The organism is Natrinema sp. H-ect1, assembly GCF_041821105.1.
GTDB classification, from domain to species: domain Archaea; phylum Halobacteriota; class Halobacteria; order Halobacteriales; family Natrialbaceae; genus Natrinema; species Natrinema thermotolerans.
The window spans coordinates 295,802-313,345 of the sequence record NZ_JBGUBA010000002.1 but is presented as its reverse complement, the minus strand read 5'-3'; the positions used below and the strand labels follow the sequence as shown (position 1 = coordinate 313,345).

The 17,544-nt window shown below is 67.7% G+C and carries 19 protein-coding genes; 7 read left to right on the top strand and 12 right to left on the bottom strand.

Going from position 1 to position 17,544, the window contains the following annotated elements; translation table 11 throughout:
* Position 1 precedes the first annotated feature (1 nt).
* Complete coding sequence (locus ACERIM_RS05775; RefSeq protein ID WP_373631691.1) at positions 2-895, bottom strand: ABC transporter substrate-binding protein; 894 nt, start codon at positions 893-895, stop codon at positions 2-4.
* 83 nt (positions 896-978) lie between these two features.
* Here ACERIM_RS05775 and ACERIM_RS05770 point away from each other — a divergent pair, with 83 nt between their 5' ends.
* Entirely contained in the window at positions 979-1,350 is a 372-nt protein-coding gene (locus ACERIM_RS05770) for a cupin domain-containing protein (RefSeq protein WP_373631690.1), read from the top strand.
* Position 1,351: 1 nt separating this feature from the next.
* Complete coding sequence (locus tag ACERIM_RS05765; RefSeq protein WP_373631689.1) at positions 1,352-1,780, top strand: VOC family protein; 429 nt, start codon at positions 1,352-1,354, stop codon at positions 1,778-1,780.
* Between the two features lie 49 nt (positions 1,781-1,829).
* Here the strand turns inward: ACERIM_RS05765 and ACERIM_RS05760 are convergent, their stop codons facing one another.
* The 5 genes from ACERIM_RS05760 to ACERIM_RS05740 form a co-directional block, all read right to left on the bottom strand.
* Complete coding sequence (locus ACERIM_RS05760) at positions 1,830-3,110, bottom strand: RNA-guided endonuclease InsQ/TnpB family protein (RefSeq protein ID WP_373631688.1); 1,281 nt, start codon at positions 3,108-3,110, stop codon at positions 1,830-1,832.
* Between the two features lie 305 nt (positions 3,111-3,415).
* The gene (locus tag ACERIM_RS05755; protein WP_373631687.1) at positions 3,416-3,976 is read right to left on the bottom strand and encodes an HTH domain-containing protein; all 561 of its coding nucleotides are present in this window, start codon (positions 3,974-3,976) and stop codon (positions 3,416-3,418) included.
* A 294-nt stretch (positions 3,977-4,270) separates the two neighbouring features.
* Positions 4,271-4,663: an LWR-salt protein gene (gene lwrS, locus ACERIM_RS05750; RefSeq protein ID WP_373631686.1), complete on the bottom strand. Its 393-nt coding sequence runs from the start codon at positions 4,661-4,663 to the stop codon at positions 4,271-4,273.
* A gap of 7 nt (positions 4,664-4,670) precedes the next feature.
* Positions 4,671-4,952: a 4a-hydroxytetrahydrobiopterin dehydratase gene (locus tag ACERIM_RS05745; protein WP_373631685.1), complete on the bottom strand. Its 282-nt coding sequence runs from the start codon at positions 4,950-4,952 to the stop codon at positions 4,671-4,673.
* A gap of 71 nt (positions 4,953-5,023) precedes the next feature.
* Entirely contained in the window at positions 5,024-5,683 is a 660-nt protein-coding gene (locus tag ACERIM_RS05740) for a helix-turn-helix domain-containing protein (RefSeq protein WP_373631684.1), read from the bottom strand.
* Between the two features lie 167 nt (positions 5,684-5,850).
* On the opposite strand from ACERIM_RS05740, the gene ACERIM_RS05735 reads away from it, so the two are divergent.
* Together ACERIM_RS05735 and ACERIM_RS05730 are read left to right on the top strand one after the other, a co-directional pair.
* Entirely contained in the window at positions 5,851-6,267 is a 417-nt protein-coding gene (locus ACERIM_RS05735) for a hypothetical protein (protein WP_373631683.1), read from the top strand.
* 57 nt (positions 6,268-6,324) lie between these two features.
* Complete coding sequence (locus tag ACERIM_RS05730; RefSeq protein WP_373631682.1) at positions 6,325-7,686, top strand: TIGR00341 family protein; 1,362 nt, start codon at positions 6,325-6,327, stop codon at positions 7,684-7,686.
* A 54-nt stretch (positions 7,687-7,740) separates the two neighbouring features.
* Here the strand turns inward: ACERIM_RS05730 and ACERIM_RS05725 are convergent, their stop codons facing one another.
* A complete protein-coding gene (locus tag ACERIM_RS05725) occupies positions 7,741-9,177 on the bottom strand; it encodes an MATE family efflux transporter (RefSeq protein WP_373631681.1) in 1,437 nt (478 codons plus the stop codon).
* Positions 9,178-9,266: 89 nt separating this feature from the next.
* On the bottom strand, positions 9,267-10,358 hold the full coding sequence (locus ACERIM_RS05720) for a geranylgeranyl reductase family protein (protein WP_373631680.1): 1,092 nt from the start codon (positions 10,356-10,358) through the stop codon (positions 9,267-9,269).
* Between the two features lie 123 nt (positions 10,359-10,481).
* Between ACERIM_RS05720 and ACERIM_RS05715 the strand changes: the two genes are divergently transcribed.
* A complete protein-coding gene (locus ACERIM_RS05715) occupies positions 10,482-11,333 on the top strand; it encodes a cyclase family protein (RefSeq protein WP_373631679.1) in 852 nt (283 codons plus the stop codon).
* Positions 11,330-12,316: a fumarylacetoacetate hydrolase family protein gene (locus tag ACERIM_RS05710; RefSeq protein WP_373631678.1), complete on the top strand. Its 987-nt coding sequence runs from the start codon at positions 11,330-11,332 to the stop codon at positions 12,314-12,316. Before ACERIM_RS05715 ends, ACERIM_RS05710 begins: the two co-directional genes overlap by 4 nt.
* 15 nt (positions 12,317-12,331) lie before the next feature.
* Here the strand turns inward: ACERIM_RS05710 and ACERIM_RS05705 are convergent, their stop codons facing one another.
* Both ACERIM_RS05705 and ACERIM_RS05700 read right to left on the bottom strand, forming a co-directional pair.
* The gene (locus ACERIM_RS05705) at positions 12,332-12,694 is read right to left on the bottom strand and encodes a hypothetical protein (RefSeq protein ID WP_006647851.1); all 363 of its coding nucleotides are present in this window, start codon (positions 12,692-12,694) and stop codon (positions 12,332-12,334) included.
* Between the two features lie 43 nt (positions 12,695-12,737).
* Positions 12,738-15,269 (bottom strand): RND family transporter, encoded by a 2,532-nt coding sequence (locus ACERIM_RS05700; protein ID WP_373631677.1) that lies wholly within the window; start codon positions 15,267-15,269, stop codon positions 12,738-12,740.
* Between the two features lie 110 nt (positions 15,270-15,379).
* Between ACERIM_RS05700 and ACERIM_RS05695 the strand changes: the two genes are divergently transcribed.
* A complete protein-coding gene (locus ACERIM_RS05695) occupies positions 15,380-16,771 on the top strand; it encodes a deoxyribodipyrimidine photo-lyase (RefSeq protein WP_373631676.1) in 1,392 nt (463 codons plus the stop codon).
* Position 16,772: 1 nt separating this feature from the next.
* On the opposite strand, the gene ACERIM_RS05690 is transcribed toward ACERIM_RS05695, so the two are convergent.
* Positions 16,773-17,342, bottom strand: coding sequence for a GTP-dependent dephospho-CoA kinase family protein (locus ACERIM_RS05690; RefSeq protein ID WP_006647853.1), 570 nt, complete (start codon positions 17,340-17,342; stop codon positions 16,773-16,775).
* A gap of 3 nt (positions 17,343-17,345) precedes the next feature.
* Positions 17,346-17,543 carry a transcription elongation factor subunit Spt4 gene (spt4, locus tag ACERIM_RS05685; protein WP_006180733.1) on the bottom strand — a complete coding sequence of 66 codons (198 nt, stop codon included), beginning with the start codon at positions 17,541-17,543 and terminating at the stop codon, positions 17,346-17,348.
* Position 17,544 lies beyond the last annotated feature (1 nt).

The following is a 17,544-nucleotide window of genomic DNA, read 5'->3' as shown; positions in this document are numbered from 1 at the left end:
CTCACAGCGACGCGACGATGTCGTCGATCGCCGCCTCGTCGTCGATCAGGCCGCGCGCTCGCATCCACTCGAGGTGACCGTCGAGTTCGTCGGGGTCGACCGGGTCGGGTACTTCGTAGCGTGGGACGGTGAGATCCTCGCGAACCGCGTCCATGTCCACGTCGTCGAACAGTGCGGGCGCGACCGCGGCGTCGGCCGCGAGCAACTCGAGGTAGGTCTCGCGGTAGGCCTCTGGGCGTGCGTTGACGTCCTCGACCGCGCGGCCGTAGGCCCGCAGGAACGCCTCGAGGACGTCCCGATCGATGCTCTCGTCGCCGACGATCCCCATGTGGTTGTCGTACTCGAGCAGCCGCTGGAAGCCGAGGTGGTCGGCGAGGGTGGTGTGCGGGTCGATGAGCGTCACGGCGTCGACCCGTCCCTCGTAAAGCGCCTGTAGCCGGTCGGTCGGCATTCCGCAGCCGACGAGGTCGATCTCGTCGGGCTCGAGGTGGTCCTCGAGGGCCTTCCGTGCGGTGTACTCTTGCCCCGTTCGCAGGTTGACGCCGACCGGGACGGTCGCGAGGTCGGCCGGGGACTCGATATCGGAGTCGGGACGGGTCACGACGGTGTAGGGAAGGTTCGCGAACGTTCCGTTGGCGACGATTCGGCCGTCGTCCATCTCCCACGTCCGGCGGATGCTCTCCCACTTACAGATGGGGTAGAGATCCACGTCGTACGCCCCGGTCAGCGTTTCCTCGGCGGGGATGTACTTGACGGAGACGTCGCGCCGGTCCCGTTCGACCAGTTCGACCGCGAGCCCCTCCTCGCGGAAGTATCCCGCCTCAGCGGCTACCTTCTGTGGGAGCATGAACGAGAACGGGAGGTGGAACAGTCGGACCGATTTCTGTGCTAGCATGGGACACCCCACACCGAAGAGGGGCTTAAAGGGTTTTCATGATACGTTTATCAGTGTCGGCGTGGGGAGTGGTCCCTGTTCCCATGGAACGAGTATCGACGACCGACGCGGCGTCCGAGGAGGTCGCCGACGGGGTGTCGCTGGCGGACCTCCCGGCGGGCGAACGGGCAAGCATGGTCTACTGGCGGATCGAACCGGGGGCGACGCTGCCCACGCATACGCACGCGAACGAACAGATCGGGTTCGTCCTCGAGGGGGAACTCGTCGCCGTCGTCGAGGGCGAGGAGTACCCGCTTCGGGCGGGCGACGCGTACCTGTTCCACCCGAACGAGCGCCACGGCGCGGAGAACCGAAGCGACGAGGCGGCCGTCGGCATCGGGGTCCTCGCGCCGCCCCGAGAGGAACCGGAGTGGCGACGAACCCCGTCGCGATCGCGGATCGAACCGGAGTCCTAGCATGGACGCCGTCGATCACGTCAACGTCGACGTCGACGCGCTCGAGCCCTGCTACGAGTTCTACCGGGAGACGCTCGGTCTGGAGGTAGTCAGACCGCCCGACGACTTTCAGGGCGATCACGCGATGTTCCGGGCCGGCGAGACGGTCGTCACGCTGGTCGAGACCGGCCGTGCCGAGAACTGGGAGCAGCGGGGTCTCGATCACCCCCTCGACAAGGCCCACCTGGCGTTCGAGACCGACCGCACGGACTACGACGCGTTGCTGGACCGGCTCGAGGGCCAGTTCCCGAACCAGGGACCCTACGACTGGGGCGAGTTCGAGGGGTTCTACTTCCTCGATCCCGACGGGAACCTGCTCGAAGTCATCACCTACGAGCCGCCCGCGGGCGAGCGAACGCGACCGCTGTTGACCCACGACGACGTGGCATGACATCCTCCCCGGCGTTCACGCCGGGGTTTCCTCGCGCTGGGAGTCTCGGCTACGCCGAGTCCACGGAGGCAACTTGCGGGTTCGTGTGTTCCTCGTTGGGACGGGGAGAGCGTGGTGACTCCAGCCATTCGTGGCTGTCCCACTTGAGGCACACGGGCCGTGCCATCAGCCCTGCTACCGTTTCGTACCGTCTCAGGAACGTCTCGCTCGCGACTAGATCTGCGTGCCCCTCGAAGCCGCAGTGACAGGTCAGCGTGTCATGATGCCGCGTCGTGTCTTCGGTCGAACCGCAGTTTGGACACGTCTTCGAGGTCCACGCTTCCGTTCGCACTTCGACGGTGATGCCAAACTCTTCGGCCGTACAGGCGAGTCGTTTGACGAACTGCCGGAACGCCCAGAAGTTGTGCAGCTTAGCGTTCGTCCGAACCGACCAGTGAGTCTCGAGGGCGTCGGTTAAGTCACCGACGTACACCGTCGAAACACCATGTTCATACAGTCGTTCGATCAAGTCGCGGACCAGCGCGTGCATCGCGTGGTCGCGTCGTCGAGTCCGCTTTCGATACAAGCGGTCGATCCGCTTGCTTGTCCGGCGCTGATCGTCCAACTTCGATTGGAACTCAGCGATTCGTTGGGTCGTTTCCCAGAACCGCTCGAACAGATCGCGACCTTCGTACAGGTACTGCTCGCCGGTCGAAACCGTACATGCAACGATATTGTTCGCGCCAATATCCAGAGCGGCGGATTCGTCCGCCAGTGGTTGTGCCAGTCGAGAATTGTCGATTGTAACTGGCTGAAAGGCCCTGAATTGACCCGAACGGTCGTCGTAGTACAGTTCCAACCGGCCCTGCTTGTCGTAGTCTTTCCAGTTCGGATCGCCCCGAACCTCGAGCCGAAGGCGCTCGTGGTATCCAAGACCGTACTCCTCTTTCAGGTCCTGACCGACAAGAATCTCGAGTCGGGAGTATTCGCCCCACTCGACCGAGTACGACGTATTACGGATGTACGTCCGCAGTTCGCGGCCCTCGTCTTGGTTGCCCCAGAAGCCGGGCTTTCCGGTGGGTTCGCCCTTCTCTCGATTGGCGAAGAACGAGTTCCACGCTTCGCGATTCTTGCGTTCGATCTGTTGAACGGTCGAAGCGCCGAGAGTCCCCCCGTACCGACCGCGGTACTCGTCGATCTCCCAAACGTCGCCGTCTGGATCTTCGAAGTTGGTTCGGCGCTGGTAATTGATCTCGTTCCAGAGAGCGGCCGAAGCGTCCAACAAACGGCGAAGCAACTCCTCGTCCGCGTCGGATTTCGGAACTACTTCGAACTCGTTGGTGCGCTTCATTCGCCGTAACGTCTATAACGTCTGCACGTCTATTAAGACTTATGCGTCCGAACGTAGACCTCTCCCACGCAACGCATGGTCGTGTGAAAGACTTTGCCGAAGAACGAGATATCACGCTCACCGAGGCATACGAACAACTCTTGAACGCTGGACTCGACGCCAAGGAGACTCCGGCTGAGGAGTAACCGGTGGTTTGTGTAGTCGAGTGACGCGATTCACGCCCGCCGTAAACGGCGGGGACTCTCTCGCTGCTATAGGTAGGCTAGCGTCGGGGGATGCGGTCGGTTCTCCGGACCCGGTGCCGGCTATTGTCGCCCGTAGAGCGCGTCCGGGCCGTCGATTCGGGACGCACGCACCGGTTCGTCGAACGCCCGCGTTTCGACCGCGGTGAGCCACTCGTCGACGGTATAGGTTCGTTCGTCGCCGGTGTAGGAGAGTTCCGTACACGGGAGGACGGCCCGCAGCGTCTCGCCGTCGCCCGCGTACTCGTAGAGCGCCAGCGCCACCAGCGGGACGCGGACCCGTTCGTGCGATTCGACGTCGACGCCGAACGGCGAGCGTGGGACCGTTCGGCGGCGAAACCCCGGCTCGAGGCAGTAGTCGTGTCGGTCCGCCCAGCGTTCGAACTCGGCGACGAGTTCGTCGCGGGTCCGCATCGGTCCCGTCGCGTGCTGGGACGGCCACTGGTCGATTCGCAACTCGTCGACGTAGCCCCGGTCGCGAAGCGTCCGAAGCCGCTCGGTGACCGCAGCGATCCGTTCGGAGACGGCGGCCGGGACGCTCGAGCGGACGTAACAGTCGACCCCGATCGCCCCGCCCGTATCGGGGTCGGCGATCAGTGACACGGCGGGCTCACGGTCGGACATCGTCACCTCCGGTCGGTCCGACGGCTGCTGCGCCGATGCGTCCTTCGACGGCGAGAACGTCCGCCGGCCCGAGCGTTCGTCCGGGGCCTGTCCAGCCGCCGCGGACGGAACACACGACACGTCGCGCCCCTCGTGAGCCGCGTCTCTCCCGAACCGCCGATCGGTGTTCGCTCGCGATCATCACCAACAGCGGCCACAAGCGAGTATATAAAGGTAGGCGAAGGTTGTTACCAACACCCATTATCTGCGGGTCCCGAGACCCCGTTCCCGTGACACGATCGTCACCACCGACCGTCAGTCGCCATCGGTCACGCGGATGCTCGAGCCCAGATACTTCGAGAGCGCGTCGTCGACGTCGTCGGCCTTGAACGCCTCGAGATCGGCCGCGATCGCTTCCGTTAGCGCGTCGAGGTACGCCTCGTCGGCCTGGAGTTCGCGGAAATCGACGGCGTCGACGGTCCGTTCGGGAACACCCAGCCACTCCGCGGCGAGCCGGCGGGCGTAGTCGTCGTCGCCGACCGCACCGCGCCAGAGCGTGTTTCGGAAGAAGAGCCACCCCTCCGTGCCCGGTTCCGGCGCGTCCCGGTAGAGCGTCACCGTCGTCTCGGCGCTGTCGGGCTCGAGCGAGACGACCGCCCGAGCGGGCTCTATGTGGACTCGAACGCGGAAGACGTAGCGGGCGTCCACGGTCGGTTCAGTCCCCGCGTTCGGCCTCGATCAGTTCCGCCATCTCGATGTCGTCCTCGGTGATGCCGCCTTCCTCGTGGGAGGTCAATCGGATCTCGAGTTCGGCGTAGCGGATGATGATTTCGGGGTGGTGGAACTGGGCCTCGGCGATCTCGCCGACCATCTGGGCGAAGTTGACCCCGCGGAGGTAGTCGTCGAACTCGTAGATCCGAACGATCTCGTCCCCCTCGTGGTCCCAGCCGTCGGGGAGTTCCGCTTCGATCTCGTCGTCGGAAAGCAGATCAGCCATGTGGAGCCGAACGCAAGCCAGTCAAATAACGATTGTGCCGCGTTCGCACCTGAGGGCGGCGGGGTCGGCGGTCAATCGAACCGCGACCCCTCGCCGGCCGGCTGGAGTTCGGCGTCGACCAGCGTCTCGTAGGCCCGGCGGAACCGCTCGGAGAGCGCCTGATGCGAGATCCCCAGCTCGTCGGCCAGCTCCTCCATCGACACCCCGCGCGGGATCTCGAAGTAGCCGTACTCGAGGGCGGCTTCCAAGGCCTCCTGTTGTTCGGGCGTGAGTCGCGTCGCGTGGCCGCCGGTATCGGTCACGTCGGTCACGCGCCGGAGTTCGACGTTGATCCCGCGGTCGAGCAGCCGCTCGTAGGCGTCACAGAGCGTCTCGCGGTCCCGGTAGCGGACCGTCACCTGCCACCAGCCGTCGCTGGCCCGGGCCTCGAGCAGGGATCCCCCGTCGACCAGCAGGTCCTCCCAGAGGCGGCCGGTCCCCGACTCGTCGGCGAAGGTCACGTCGTACAGCAGCCGGGCGTCGGTTTCGACGAGCAGTTCGGCGGCCTCGACCGACGGGTCCGCGTCGAAGGCGGCGTCGGCCGTCTCCCGGTCCACGTCGGCCACCCACAGTGAGGGCCGGGTCTTCGATACCGAGGACTCGAGTTCGAACGTGGCCGCCGGCGCGCGCTCGAAGGCGGTGGCAAGCGCCGTCTCCGCGGCCGGCAGCCGAAGGTCGGCTATCGTCGACATCGGGCGTCGTACACCGCCAGTGCGTAAAAACCGCTGTCGCGACGAACCTGACTGTCGCCCTTGCTGATACCGTCGTTTCCGTCGCGGACGAATCCCCTCGCGGCGACCCTCGAGGGCCGGAACTGGCCGGCCGAGTTCTCAAGGCCGGCCGACGACGACGACCGCCCATGCCCGCCGATCTCGACCCCGAGACCGACTTCGAGGAACTGGCCGCTCGCGTCCGCACCCAGTCCCAGCAAGCGTCCGGCTCCGACACCGAGCGCGTGACGATCCGCTCGCTCGAGGCCGTCCGCGCCGACACGCTCGAGACCCTGCTCGAAGCCGCCGAGAGCGAACACCTCGAGCCAGGGGCGCTCGTAGTCGTCTGCTCGCGGGCCAACGCCGACCTGTATCTCGACCGCGAGTCCGGGATCGACGACGTCGACGACCTCGAGTCGGTCCTGGGCTGTGGCGTACGGGTCGAGAGCGAGATGCCCGACGACACGATCCTCGTGGTCCATCCCGACGCCGTCGACGGGACGGACCTGCTCGAGCCCGAAGCGATCGCCTGCGGGATCGTCGGGACCGACGACAGCGAGGCCTGACGGATACCCGTCCACTGCCGACCCGAGTACTATCCACGACACCAGTGTGGCCACAGTATGCGCTATCTCGAGATCACGGTCCCCGAGGGGAAGCGGCGGGCCGTTCTCGACGTCCTCGAGGACGAGGGGTTCGACTACGTCGTCAGCGACGAGACCAGCGGCCGGGGGGAGGCGGCCGTCGTTCGGTTTCCGGTCCCGACTCAAGCCGTCGAACCGCTGCTCGATCGGCTCGAGCGGGCCGGCATCGGCGACGATGCCAGCGTCGTCGTCATCAACGCCGAAACGGTCGTCTCCGAGGAGTTCACGACGCTTCGCGAGCGGTACAGCCGCGGCGGTCAGACCGGGTCACGGACCTCGCGGCAGGTACTCCGGACGAAGGCGGACGAACTCACGCCGCCCTTCGCGATCTACACCGTCATGCTACTGATCAGCGCGGTCGTCGCCACGGCGGGGCTGCTGGCCGATTCGCCGGCGGTCGTGATCGGGGCGATGGTCATCGCGCCACTTCTGGGGCCCGCGCTGGCCGCCAACGTCGGCATCGTGACCGGTGACGGCCGGCTCAAACGGACCGGATTCACCTATCAGATCGCCGGCGTAACGATGGTCATCGTCGCTTCGGTCGCCCTCGCGATGCTGGCTCGGCTGGCCGGTCTCGAGCCGGCGGGGGTCGACATCGTCGCCGCGACCGAACTCGAGGAACGGGTCGCGCCGAACCTGTTCTCGCTGGCGGTCGCGCTGGGTGCGGGAATCGCCGGCATCCTGAGCCTCACGCGGGGCTTTTCGGAGGCCATCGTCGGCGTGATGATCGCCGCGGCGCTGATCCCGCCGTCGGCCGCGGTCGGGATCACGGTCGCCTGGGGGATGTCCGGCGCGGCGATCGGGGCCGCCGGCCTCGTGATCGTCAACCTCCTGTCGATCAACCTCGCCGCGCTGGCGACGCTGTGGATCGCCGGCTACCGTCCGCAGGGACTGTTCGAGGTGTCGCCGACGCGGACACCGACCTACACCTATGCAGCGATCTTCGGGGTCGGACTGTTGGTACTCGCCGCGCCGCTGGCGAGCGTCACGCTGCTTGACTTTCACACGACGGAACTCGAGTCCGCCGCCGAGGACGAGGTCGAGGCGGTCCTCGCACAGCCCCGCTATGACGGGCTCGAAAGCGACGACGTGGTGGTCGAACTCGACGGCGACTACCCGATTCAGTCGGTCGACCGGGTCGTCGTGACGGTCTCCGAGCGCGAACCCGGCCCGGAATCGGGGCTCGCCGATCGACTCTACGAGGCGATCAGACCCCACAGCGACGGGCCGCTGGTCGTCGAAGTCCAGTACGTGGTCGCCGAGGAACGGGGCGAAAACGCCACCGAGGAAGCGACGATCGAACGCGGCCGGCGAACGGCGGCCGCCGAGAGCCGTCCGTGAGTCCGCGGCCGGGGAGGTATCGGGGCGGTCGATTGGCGAGTCGTCGCCGACCGTTCAGCCGGGGTCCGACGACGGCCGGTACCGCCGGCTCACTGCCTTCCAGCGCCCGCTGTGGAACAGCCAGTAGTTGATCCCGCCCGGGACGGCCGTCTCGAGGAAGAGCGCGAGATAGAGCCCGCCGACGGCGAGGGGCGTAACGAGTCCGAGCGCGGCCGCGGGAAGCGCGAAGGCGTACCGACCGAGCAGCGACGCGACGAACGGCCAGCGGGTGTCGCCGGCACCGAGCAGGGCCCCGGCGGCCGCTCCGTCGAGCCCGTAGCCGACCGAACTGACCGCGCCGACGGCGACGAAGACCGCGGCCTGGGTGACCGCTGCGGGGTCGCTCACGAACAGCCCCGCGATCGGCCGCGCGAAGACCACGACCAGCGCCCCCGCGACAGCGTAGATCACCGTCGAGAGGCGGATGATCGCCGCGCCGTAGGCTCCCGCCTCAGCCTCCTCGCCCGCGCCGAGGTGTTGGCCGACCAGCGAACTCGCGGCCAGCGACAGCCCCCAGTTGACGCTGTTTATCAGGGCCCGCACCCGCCGGCCGACCTCGAGCGCCGTCACGACGACCGGGCCGAAGGAGGCGGCGATCCACAGCAGCGGGAAGACGACCGCCCCCTGCGCGAGTCGGCGGCCGATCTCCGGCAAGGAAATCTCGATCAATTGGCGCAACAGCGTCGGCTCGAACCACGGCCCCGACCGGGTGATCGGGACGGGGCTGGGTTCCATCCCGAGCCGGCCGTAGGAGCGGCCGAGCATCCCCCACGCGAGGACGACCGTCACGAACCCGCTGGCGAGAGTAGTCCCGATGGCCGCGCCCGCGGCACCGAGGCCGAAGCCGAAGATCAGGAGTCCGCTGAGGGCGACGTTGAGGACCGCGCCGCCGGCACGGGCGACCATCTCGGTGAACGTGTCGCCGACGCCGGTGTAGGTGCGGCTCGCGATCAGGTTCAGCAGTTCGAAGACCACCGCGGGCGCGACGTAGACGAGGTAGATCCGCCCGTGGATGAGCGCGTCCGGCCCGGAGCCAAGCAGGGCGATTAGGGGACCGGGGACCGCGAGGAAGAGGAGCGCGATCGGGGTTGCCAGCGCGGTCGCGAGGACGACGCTCTGGTTGACCGCCACCGACGCGCGATCGGTCGCCTCGCCGCCGTAGTTCTGCGAGACGAGCGTGACGGTCCCGCCCGCGACTCCCAGTCCCAGCAGCGTGACGATCTGCCAGTAGCCGAGCGCGAAGGCCAGCCCCGCCGTGCCGGCCGTCCCGACGGCGGCCCCGACCATCGCGAGGTCGGCCGTCTGCTTGGACATGATCGCGAAGCCGGTGACGATCCGGGGCCAGGCCAGTTCCATCGTCGGGCGAAACCGCTCCCCGTCGATGATGCCGGCCCGCTCGAGCGCCCCGGCGACGACCCCGATCGCGGCCGCCCGCCACTGCTGGCCCGTCATCGCTCCCCCGTTGCGTGACCGACGCCTTCGGTCTGTCGGCTCCGGCACTCGAGGCGGCCTTTTCCTCCCGCGTGGAGCCCGCGAAGCGCCTACCCGCGCAGCCGCGAGAGCATCGCTTTCAGGTGGGTCGGCGAGACGAGCGAGGTCGGCCGGTCCATGTGGACACCGATCTCGCCCGACAGCGCGCCCAGTCCCAGCCGCTGGACGGGTTCGGGCAGCGAGTAGGCGCGCCGGATCCAGTGACCGAGTCGCTGTTCGCGCGCTAAGTCGTCGCGCCAGGCGCGCTCGTAGGCCGCCAGCGTCGTCGGTCGATCGGGGTCGATCTCGCGGGCGGCGTGATCGGCGCTGGTCATGCTATAGAGGATGCCGCCGCCGGTGAAGGGCTTGGTCTGGGCGGCCGCGTCCCCGATGAGGAACGCCCGTCGGGACGTTACTCGATCGGGCGGCCCGACCGGGATCGCGCCCGAACAGCGATGGGAGACGTCGATCTCGTAGCCGTCGATCAGCTCCTCGAAGTGCTTGGTGACCTGCACGCCCGGCGGGGCCGCCAGCCCGTACTCGACGCCGGCCTCGCCGCGGGGGATCCGCCACGCGAAGAACGTCGGCGGCGTGAGATGGACGTCGACGAAGTCCTGGTGATCGTCCTCCTCCGAAAAGGCGAGGACGCCGTGGAGGAACTCGTCGGGCTGTGGGAGACCGAGTTCGTCCCGCACCCGCGACCGCGGGCCGTCACAGCCCGCGACCATCTTCGCCTCGACCTCGAGGCGGCCGTCGGGGCCGCTGGCGACGATCGCGACCCGGTCGTGACGTTCGGTGACGCCGGTGACGGTGTGGTTCTCGCGGACGTCCGCACCCGCCTCGCGGGCCAGTTCGGCGAGGTGGCGGTCGAGCCCGACGCGGTCGATGACGTTCGAGGCGACCGCGTCCTTGTAGAAGGGGTAGGCGTCGCTGCCGGGTCCGCCGACGTGAAAGCGAGCGCCGTAGATCTCGTTCTGAAAGAGGTCCTCGCGGGCCCCCTCGCCGGTGAACTCCCAGATGTCCGTACTCACGTGGCCCGAACAGGCGAGCGGCTCGCCGATCGTCCCTTTCTCGAGGGCGAGGACGTCGTAGCCCGCCTCGGCGGCCCGGCGAGCGAAGCGCGCCCCCGGCGGGCCGACGCCGACGACGACGAAATCGTACATGCTCGGGACGTTCACGCCGGACGGTAAATAGGTTCTCGAGTCTCCGGCGAACCCGCTACCGTTCGCTGAACCGATTCGACCCTGACAGGTATCCTTACGGTGATCGCCCGAATCGTGGCTACTATGAGTGGTTTGGTGACAGGCGACGCGGCAGCGTTGATCGACCTCAGCATCGGCCTCGAGGACGGCGTCGCGAGCGAGCCGACGCCGCCGGCAATCGACGCCTTCGACCACGAGGCGGGCGCGAAGCGACTCGCCGAGACCCTGCAGGAACAGGGCTACGACGTCGACCCCGAGGACTTCCCTGACGGAATGGGGCTGGCGTGGGAGGACCTCGCGGTCATCCCCCATGCCGGCACCCACCTCGACGCGCCGTGGCACTACGGCCCTGAGGTCGACGGCGAGCCCGCGAAGACGATCGACGAGATCCCCCTCGAGTGGTGCCGTGGGAACGCGGTCGTCCTCGACTTCCGATCGATGGATTCCGGCGAGGAGATCGGAGTCGCGGACCTCGAGGCCGCCCTCGAGGACTTGGATCACGACCTCTCGCCCGGCGAGATCGTCCTGATACAGACCGGGGCCGACGAGCTGTGGGGCCAGCCGGAGTACCTGACCGAATTCCCCGGAATGAGCGCCGAGGGGACCAAGTATCTCGTCGAGCGAGGGATCAAGGTGATTGGGACGGACGCCTACGGCTTCGACAAACCGTTCGCGGCGATGGGCGAGCGCTACGTCGAGTCGGGCGACGAGGATGAACTGTGGCCGGCCCACTTCGCGGGGCGAGACGTCGAGTACTGCCAGATCGAGAAGATGGCCAACCTCGATCAACTGCCGCGCAAGACCGACATCCCCCTTGTCGCGTTCCCCATCAAAATCGAGGACGCGAGCGCGGGCTGGGTGCGACCGGTCGCGATGCTCGAGGACGAAGCGGCCGACGGCGACACGGGCGCCGTGAACGGAGGTGAGAACGCATGAAACTCGCAACGGTCGAAGTCGATACCCCGGTCGGTCCGGTCGAGCGCATCGGTGCCGTCGACGAGTCCGGAGACACCGCGGCCGGCGACGCGACGCTCGTCGATCTGACGGCGGCCTACGGGGCCGTCCTCGCGGCCGAGGGCGAACCGGCACCCGCGGAGTTGGCCCACGCACACGTCCCGCCGGAGATGATCGCCTTCCTCGAGCGGGGCGACCGGGCGATCGCGGACGCCCGCGAGGCCCTCGAGTACGCGGCCGAGACCGACGCCGAGCGCGGTCCCGGTGGTGCGAAACTTCGGCACGAGCCCGACGAGTACCGGCTGCTACCACCGCTACCACGTCCCAACTCGCTGCGCGATTGCATGGCCATCGAGGAACACGTTCAGAACAGCATGGACGGCGAGATCGCCGACGTCTGGTACGAGCTGCCGGTCTACTACAAGGGCAACACCGACAGCGTCGTCGCGCCCGGCGAGACGATCCAGTGGCCCGACTACTCACAGATCATGGACTACGAACTCGAGATCGCGGCTGTGATCGGGAAACGCGGCCGGAACATCTCGGCTGCCGACGCCGAGGACCACATCGCCGGCTATACCGTCTTCAACGACTTCAGCGCCCGCGACATCCAGGGCGAGGAGATGGAGGGGCGGCTCGGCCCCGCGAAGGGCAAGGACTTCGCGAACGGGCTGGGCCCCTACTTCGTCCCGCGCGAGGACATCGACGTCCTCGAGGCCCCGATGACCGCCAGGATCGACGGCGAGGTCTGGTCTGAGGGCACCGTCGACGAGATGTATCACACCTTCGCCGAGATCATCGAGCATATCTCCCAGTCCGAGACACTCCACCCCGGCGACGTCATCGGCAGCGGCACCGTCGGCGAGGGCTGTGGCCTCGAGCTGGGCCAGTGGCTCGAGGACGGCGATACAGTCGCACTCGAGGTCGAGGGGATCGGCACCCTCGAGTACACGGTCGTCAGGTAGCCCGCCGCTCGCGCCTTACCGGGCGTCGCGCTCGCTCTCAATCGCCGCGGCGCTCGAGGTGAGCAGAAAGCCGACGACGCCGAGGTAGGCGACGAAGAGCTGGAGGCTCACGTCGGCCGTCGTGAACTGCTGGCTGACGGCGATGGGACCGATACTGAGACCGAACAGCCCGATCGCGTAGCCGAATCGATCGACCGACCGATCGAACGGAGGATACTCGCGGGTTAACAGTCGGCGATACTCCACGGTGAAGTATCCCAGTCCGGTATAAAGCGTGACGACGGCGAGGACCAGAAACCAGTTCGACCCGAACGCGACGCGGAGACTGCCGCCGGCGACCAGTCCGATGCCGAACCCGGCAGGGAGTGCCCTGTTCACGGTTCGTATTGTTGTTCGTCTGATAAAAACGTGTCCGTCGCCGTCAGTCGTCGCCGGCGCTGGCCGCCGACGGTTCCGCACCCGCTGCGACGCCGGTCACGTCGGCGTAGCGCGCCCACAGCGCGAGCATGCTCGGGAGGACCAACACGCTCACCAGGAACGAGGTAACGAGCGCGAGGACGACCAACAGGCCGAGGCTCTGGAGTTGCGGATGCGGGTGCAGGAGTAGCGCCAGAAACGCCGCCGAAGAGGTGAGCGTGCTCCCGAGCAAGGCGCCACCGGTCCCGACGACGGCCGCCTCGAGCGCGTCGTAGACGCCGCCGTGTCGCCTGAGTTCCTGCGCGAAGCGATCGCTGAGGTGGATGTTGTAGTCGATCCCTAGCCCGATGACCAGACTCATCAGGAGCGCGGTCAGCAGCGTCAGGGGGACCTCGAGGAGAGACATGCTCCCGATGACGAGGCCGGCGACCAGCGCGATCGGGACGACCGTCACGGCCCCCAGCGTCGCGCTGCCCTCGCTCAGCCGGTAGATGCCGATCAGGGCGACCGCGATTACGCCGAGCGCGAGGAGCAACACGTAGAGGATGCCGTCAGTGACCTCGCCGAGTTCGGCCTGCGTGACCGCTGCCGGGCCGGCCGCCGTGGCGGTCAGATCCCCGTCGCCGTCCTCGATCGCCGCGGCCACCGACTGCATGTCGTCGGCGCGCTCGTCGTAGGTGTCGCCGCGGTCGACGGTGACGAGCATGCGGAGCGAGCGGTATTCCCCGCCGTCCGTACGCTCGATCACCTGCCCTGCCTCCGCGGGGGCGACCTCGAAGAGGTGGTCGTAGACCGACTCGAGGTTCCGATCGGGCATCCCATCGTTGTCCGCGTCGGCCGAGTCGACCGTCGCGGCGAAGGAGTCGTTCTCCGCGGCGGTCGCTTCGATGACCGACAGCGGCGAGCGGACCGACTCGACGCCTTGCTGATCGAAGGCAACGCCGGTTTCGCGGGCGGTATCGCCCCCCTCGGCGACCCGTTGCAAGGTCCCGTCGGCGGTCACGTCCCCCTCGATGAGGACGGCAGAGCGGCCGACGCTGTCGTCGCTGGAGCGGTACTGATCGGTCACGTACAGCTGATGCTCGACGAACTCAGACTCCTCCCAGGCCATCGGTCCCGGCAGCTCGGTCTTCCAGTCGGCGACTGACTCGGTCCGCTGCTGGAAGCTCTCCTGCTCGAGCGCGGGCCAGGCCACCGCGCCGGCAGACCCCGCAACGAGCGCGACGACGATGACGACCGGGGCCGCCCGTTTCGCGAGGGTGACGCTGCCGCCGAGGACGCGGCCCAGATAGCTACCGTAGCCGAGCGGTTGCTTGTGCCGATCGACGCCGACCCGCTCGAGGAGGCCGTCGATACTGATCTTCAACGCGGGAACGAGCGTCACGAAGATGAAAAACGCCGAGACGACCCCGAGCGTGATCCCGATGGCCATATCGCGGATCGATGTCACGGGGTTGACGACGTTCGAGAGGAAGCCGATCGCGGTCGTCACGGTGACCAGTGCAAGCGCGACGGCGACCGAGCGGACCGACCGCGTCATCGGCGGGCGGATCCCCTCGTCGCTCCCCCGCTGTTCCCGGTACCGCATGAAGACGTGGAACCCGAAGTCGATGCTGAGCCCGGCGATCATCACCGGCCCGATGATCATCGTCATCCCGGCCGAGATCCCGAGCCAGCCCAGGATGCCGAACATCCATAGGATGGAGACGACGACGCCGATCATCCCGACGACGACGTCGACGAGGTCGCGGTAGGTGAACGCGAGGATCCCGAGGATCAACGCCAGCGCGACCGGCAGGATCAGGGTCGTCGTGTTCGACGCCATCCGCTGGTTGAGATCGGCGACCGCGTGTTCGCCGAGGGTGAAGTAGTTCGGCTCGTCGCGATCGTCGGCCGCCTCGTAGAGGGCCCGCTGTGCGTCGCTTGGCACTCCCGACGAGCCGTCCGCCCCGTCGGTCTCGAACCGGAAGACCATCCGGTGGCTCTCGGCGGTCGCGCTTCCGGGCTCGTAGCGCTGTGGCAGCAAGGAGAGCGCGCCCGACTCCGACGTCAGCGACTCCGAAAGCAGCGCCGCGTACTCGTCGTCGTCGGTCGACTCGAGGGCGGCGATCTGTTCCGCGCGGGTCGCGTTGGGATCCTCGGCGGCCCGCGCCCCGACAACGTTTGCGACACCGGTGACCCCGCCGTCGTCGGCGAGCGCCGCCGACACCGAATCGTTCTCGAGGACCGTTTGCTGGTACTCGAGGGAGTCGATCAATGCCGCCTTCGAGAGGGCGTTGCCGTCCTCGTGGCGGACGTAGACCGGCGCGGCGGAGACGTTCGACTCGTCGTCCGGATCGCCGTAGTTCTCGGCGATGTAGTCGGCCTTCTGTGCGGGCGTCGTCTCGCCGACGTCGCCGCTGCCGGCCTGATTGGACGTATCGAGGTTCCCGATCCCGGCGACCGCGCCGGCGGTCAGCAGTAACAATACGACGATCACGACCCGGTTGTGGGTCGTGATCGCGTCGATGCACCTGTCAAGCGCGTCACGTACCATCTCGTTTCCCACTCTATGGGAGAATCATATAAACCGAGAATCACGGTTTCCGGCTCTGAAGTTCGGCCACCACGCGGAGGACATTACACCCTCGAGTCGCTAGCACCACCATGCTCCTGTACTGGCACCGGCGCGATCGACGGACGGCCGACGATCGGGGACTGGCCGCCGCGGTCGACGCCGCGGACGGGCCCGTCCTCCCCGTCTACGTGTTCGATCCCGCGGTCACCGACCGACTCGGGGCGCGCAAACGCGCGTTCGTCGATCGGACCGTCCGGGCGCTCCGGGAGCGGTACCGCGACCTCGAGAGCGATCTCCTCGTACGCTCGGGAGCGGCGCCCGAGGTCCTCGCCGACCTCTGCGAGGAGTACGACGTCGACCGCGTCGTCACGACGGAGTGCTACGATCCCGTTCGGCGGGACCGGACGGCCGCCGTCGACGCCGCGCTCGGGGTCCCCCTCGAGACCCACGTAGATACGGTCTTGGTCGACCCGCGAACGCTCGAGCCGTCGTATCCGACCCACAGCCAGTTTTACGCGGACTGGCAGGAACGGCCGAAGCCGGCCCCAGCACCCGAGCCCGACCCGGACGCGCTCGCCGACGTCATTGCCGACGAGCCGATCCCGATCGCGGACAGTGATATCGACCTCCCAACAGCGGGGACCGAGGCCGCCCGCGAGCGCCTCGCGTCCTTTCGCGACGCCGGACTGCGGCGCTACGCCGACACCCGGGACGATCTCGCGGCCGCGGTCGAGCGCCCGCTCGAGGCCGTCTCGCGGCTCTCGCCGTATCTGGCCGCCGGTGCGATCGGAATCCGCGAGGTCTGGGAAACCGTCACCAACGTCCGGGACGCCGTCGACGGCGACGAGCGGCGCAACGTCGACAAGTACGCGTTCGAACTCACGTGGCGAGAACTGTACTACCACCTGCTCGCCCACACCCCCGATCTGGCGACGGCAAACTACAAGCAGTTCCCGGACGAGATCGCGTGGCGAACGGACGACGCCGACTTCCGCGCCTGGAAACGCGGCGAGACGGGGTATCCACTCGTCGACGCCGGAATGCGCCAGCTCGAGCGGGACGGATACATCCACAACCGGCCACGACAGGTCGTCGCGAGCTTCCTGACGAAACACCTCCTGCTCGACTGGCGACGCGGCGCGGCCCACTTCCGGGAGCGGCTGGTCGATCACGATCCCGCGGTCAACCCCGGGAACTGGCAGTGGGTCGCCTCGACGGGGACCGACTCGGTCGACGTTCGGATCTTCGATCCCGTCGCACAGGCCGCCAAGTACGACGACACCGGGGCGTTCGTCCGCGAGTACGTCCCCGAACTGGCCGACGTGCCCGCCGAGGCGATCGTCGAGTGGCCGACGCTGCCGGCCGATCGCCAGGCCGAACTCGCGCCCGACTATCCGGCACCGATCGTCGACAGAACGGCCGCGTACGAGCGGGCCCAGCGGGTCTTCGAGCGGGCGCTCGGAAAACGAAACGACGGGTAACTCAGCCCTCGAGCAACTCCCAGAACCGTTCGGTGTCGCCCTCGAAGCGCTCGAGCAACTCGCGCATCTCGGCGCGGTGGTCGTCGGTGACGGTCACGTGGACCATCCCCTCGTCGGGCTGGCCGTAGACGACGCTTGCGCCCTCGGGCGCGGCGACGATCGCCGGCAGCGCGACGAGGTCCTCCTCACCGTCGACCAGAATCGTGGTCGGGTCGTCAGTCGAGAGCGCGCGCCGGAGCGCCCGGATGACCGGCACGCCCAGTTCGGCGGGGGGGTTTCGGACCTCGATACTCGCGCCCTCGGTGACCGCCTCGCGGATTTCGGCGTCGACCTCGGTGCGTTTGGTCCGGCCGTCGACGAGGGCCACGTCGGGCCGGCGGCCCGCCTGCAGGAGGTGATAGGTGACGACGTCGCCGACGGCGATCAGGTGGCCGTCGACGCCCTCGAGGAGCCGGTCGGCGTCGGTCTCGATCGGGCCCATCGGCTCTTTGAGTTCGTGGCGCAAGGCGTCGGGCAGGACCAGCAGCTGGTCGTCGTCGGCGAACGCGTCGTCTGTGTCGTCGCGAGTCACGCGTCAGCGAACCTTCAGGGCGTACGCGCCCGGTTCGGTGATCTGCATCTCCGTCGCGATCTCGCTGTCCTCGGGGTGGGCGATGATGACGTAGCCCGCCCAGTCCTCGGTCAGCGAGGAGGAGTTGCAGGCGTCACACGTCTCGTTGTCGGGTTCGTTGACCCGGTGACACTCGCGACAGACGAGCCGATCGGATGCCATG

Coding starts and splice junctions, on each gene's coding strand:
- ACERIM_RS05775 (WP_373631691.1), bottom strand. CDS start 895: ATGCTAGCACAGAAATCGGTCCGACTGTTCCACCTCCCGTTCTCGTTC.
- ACERIM_RS05770 (WP_373631690.1), top strand. CDS start 979: ATGGAACGAGTATCGACGACCGACGCGGCGTCCGAGGAGGTCGCCGAC.
- ACERIM_RS05765 (WP_373631689.1), top strand. CDS start 1,352: ATGGACGCCGTCGATCACGTCAACGTCGACGTCGACGCGCTCGAGCCC.
- ACERIM_RS05760 (WP_373631688.1), bottom strand. CDS start 3,110: ATGAAGCGCACCAACGAGTTCGAAGTAGTTCCGAAATCCGACGCGGAC.
- ACERIM_RS05755 (WP_373631687.1), bottom strand. CDS start 3,976: ATGTCCGACCGTGAGCCCGCCGTGTCACTGATCGCCGACCCCGATACG.
- ACERIM_RS05745 (WP_373631685.1), bottom strand. CDS start 4,952: ATGGCTGATCTGCTTTCCGACGACGAGATCGAAGCGGAACTCCCCGAC.
- ACERIM_RS05740 (WP_373631684.1), bottom strand. CDS start 5,683: ATGTCGACGATAGCCGACCTTCGGCTGCCGGCCGCGGAGACGGCGCTT.
- ACERIM_RS05735 (WP_373631683.1), top strand. CDS start 5,851: ATGCCCGCCGATCTCGACCCCGAGACCGACTTCGAGGAACTGGCCGCT.
- ACERIM_RS05730 (WP_373631682.1), top strand. CDS start 6,325: ATGCGCTATCTCGAGATCACGGTCCCCGAGGGGAAGCGGCGGGCCGTT.
- ACERIM_RS05725 (WP_373631681.1), bottom strand. CDS start 9,177: ATGACGGGCCAGCAGTGGCGGGCGGCCGCGATCGGGGTCGTCGCCGGG.
- ACERIM_RS05720 (WP_373631680.1), bottom strand. CDS start 10,358: ATGTACGATTTCGTCGTCGTCGGCGTCGGCCCGCCGGGGGCGCGCTTC.
- ACERIM_RS05715 (WP_373631679.1), top strand. CDS start 10,482: ATGAGTGGTTTGGTGACAGGCGACGCGGCAGCGTTGATCGACCTCAGC.
- ACERIM_RS05710 (WP_373631678.1), top strand. CDS start 11,330: ATGAAACTCGCAACGGTCGAAGTCGATACCCCGGTCGGTCCGGTCGAG.
- ACERIM_RS05700 (WP_373631677.1), bottom strand. CDS start 15,269: ATGGTACGTGACGCGCTTGACAGGTGCATCGACGCGATCACGACCCAC.
- ACERIM_RS05695 (WP_373631676.1), top strand. CDS start 15,380: ATGCTCCTGTACTGGCACCGGCGCGATCGACGGACGGCCGACGATCGG.
- spt4 (WP_006180733.1), bottom strand. CDS start 17,543: ATGGCATCCGATCGGCTCGTCTGTCGCGAGTGTCACCGGGTCAACGAA.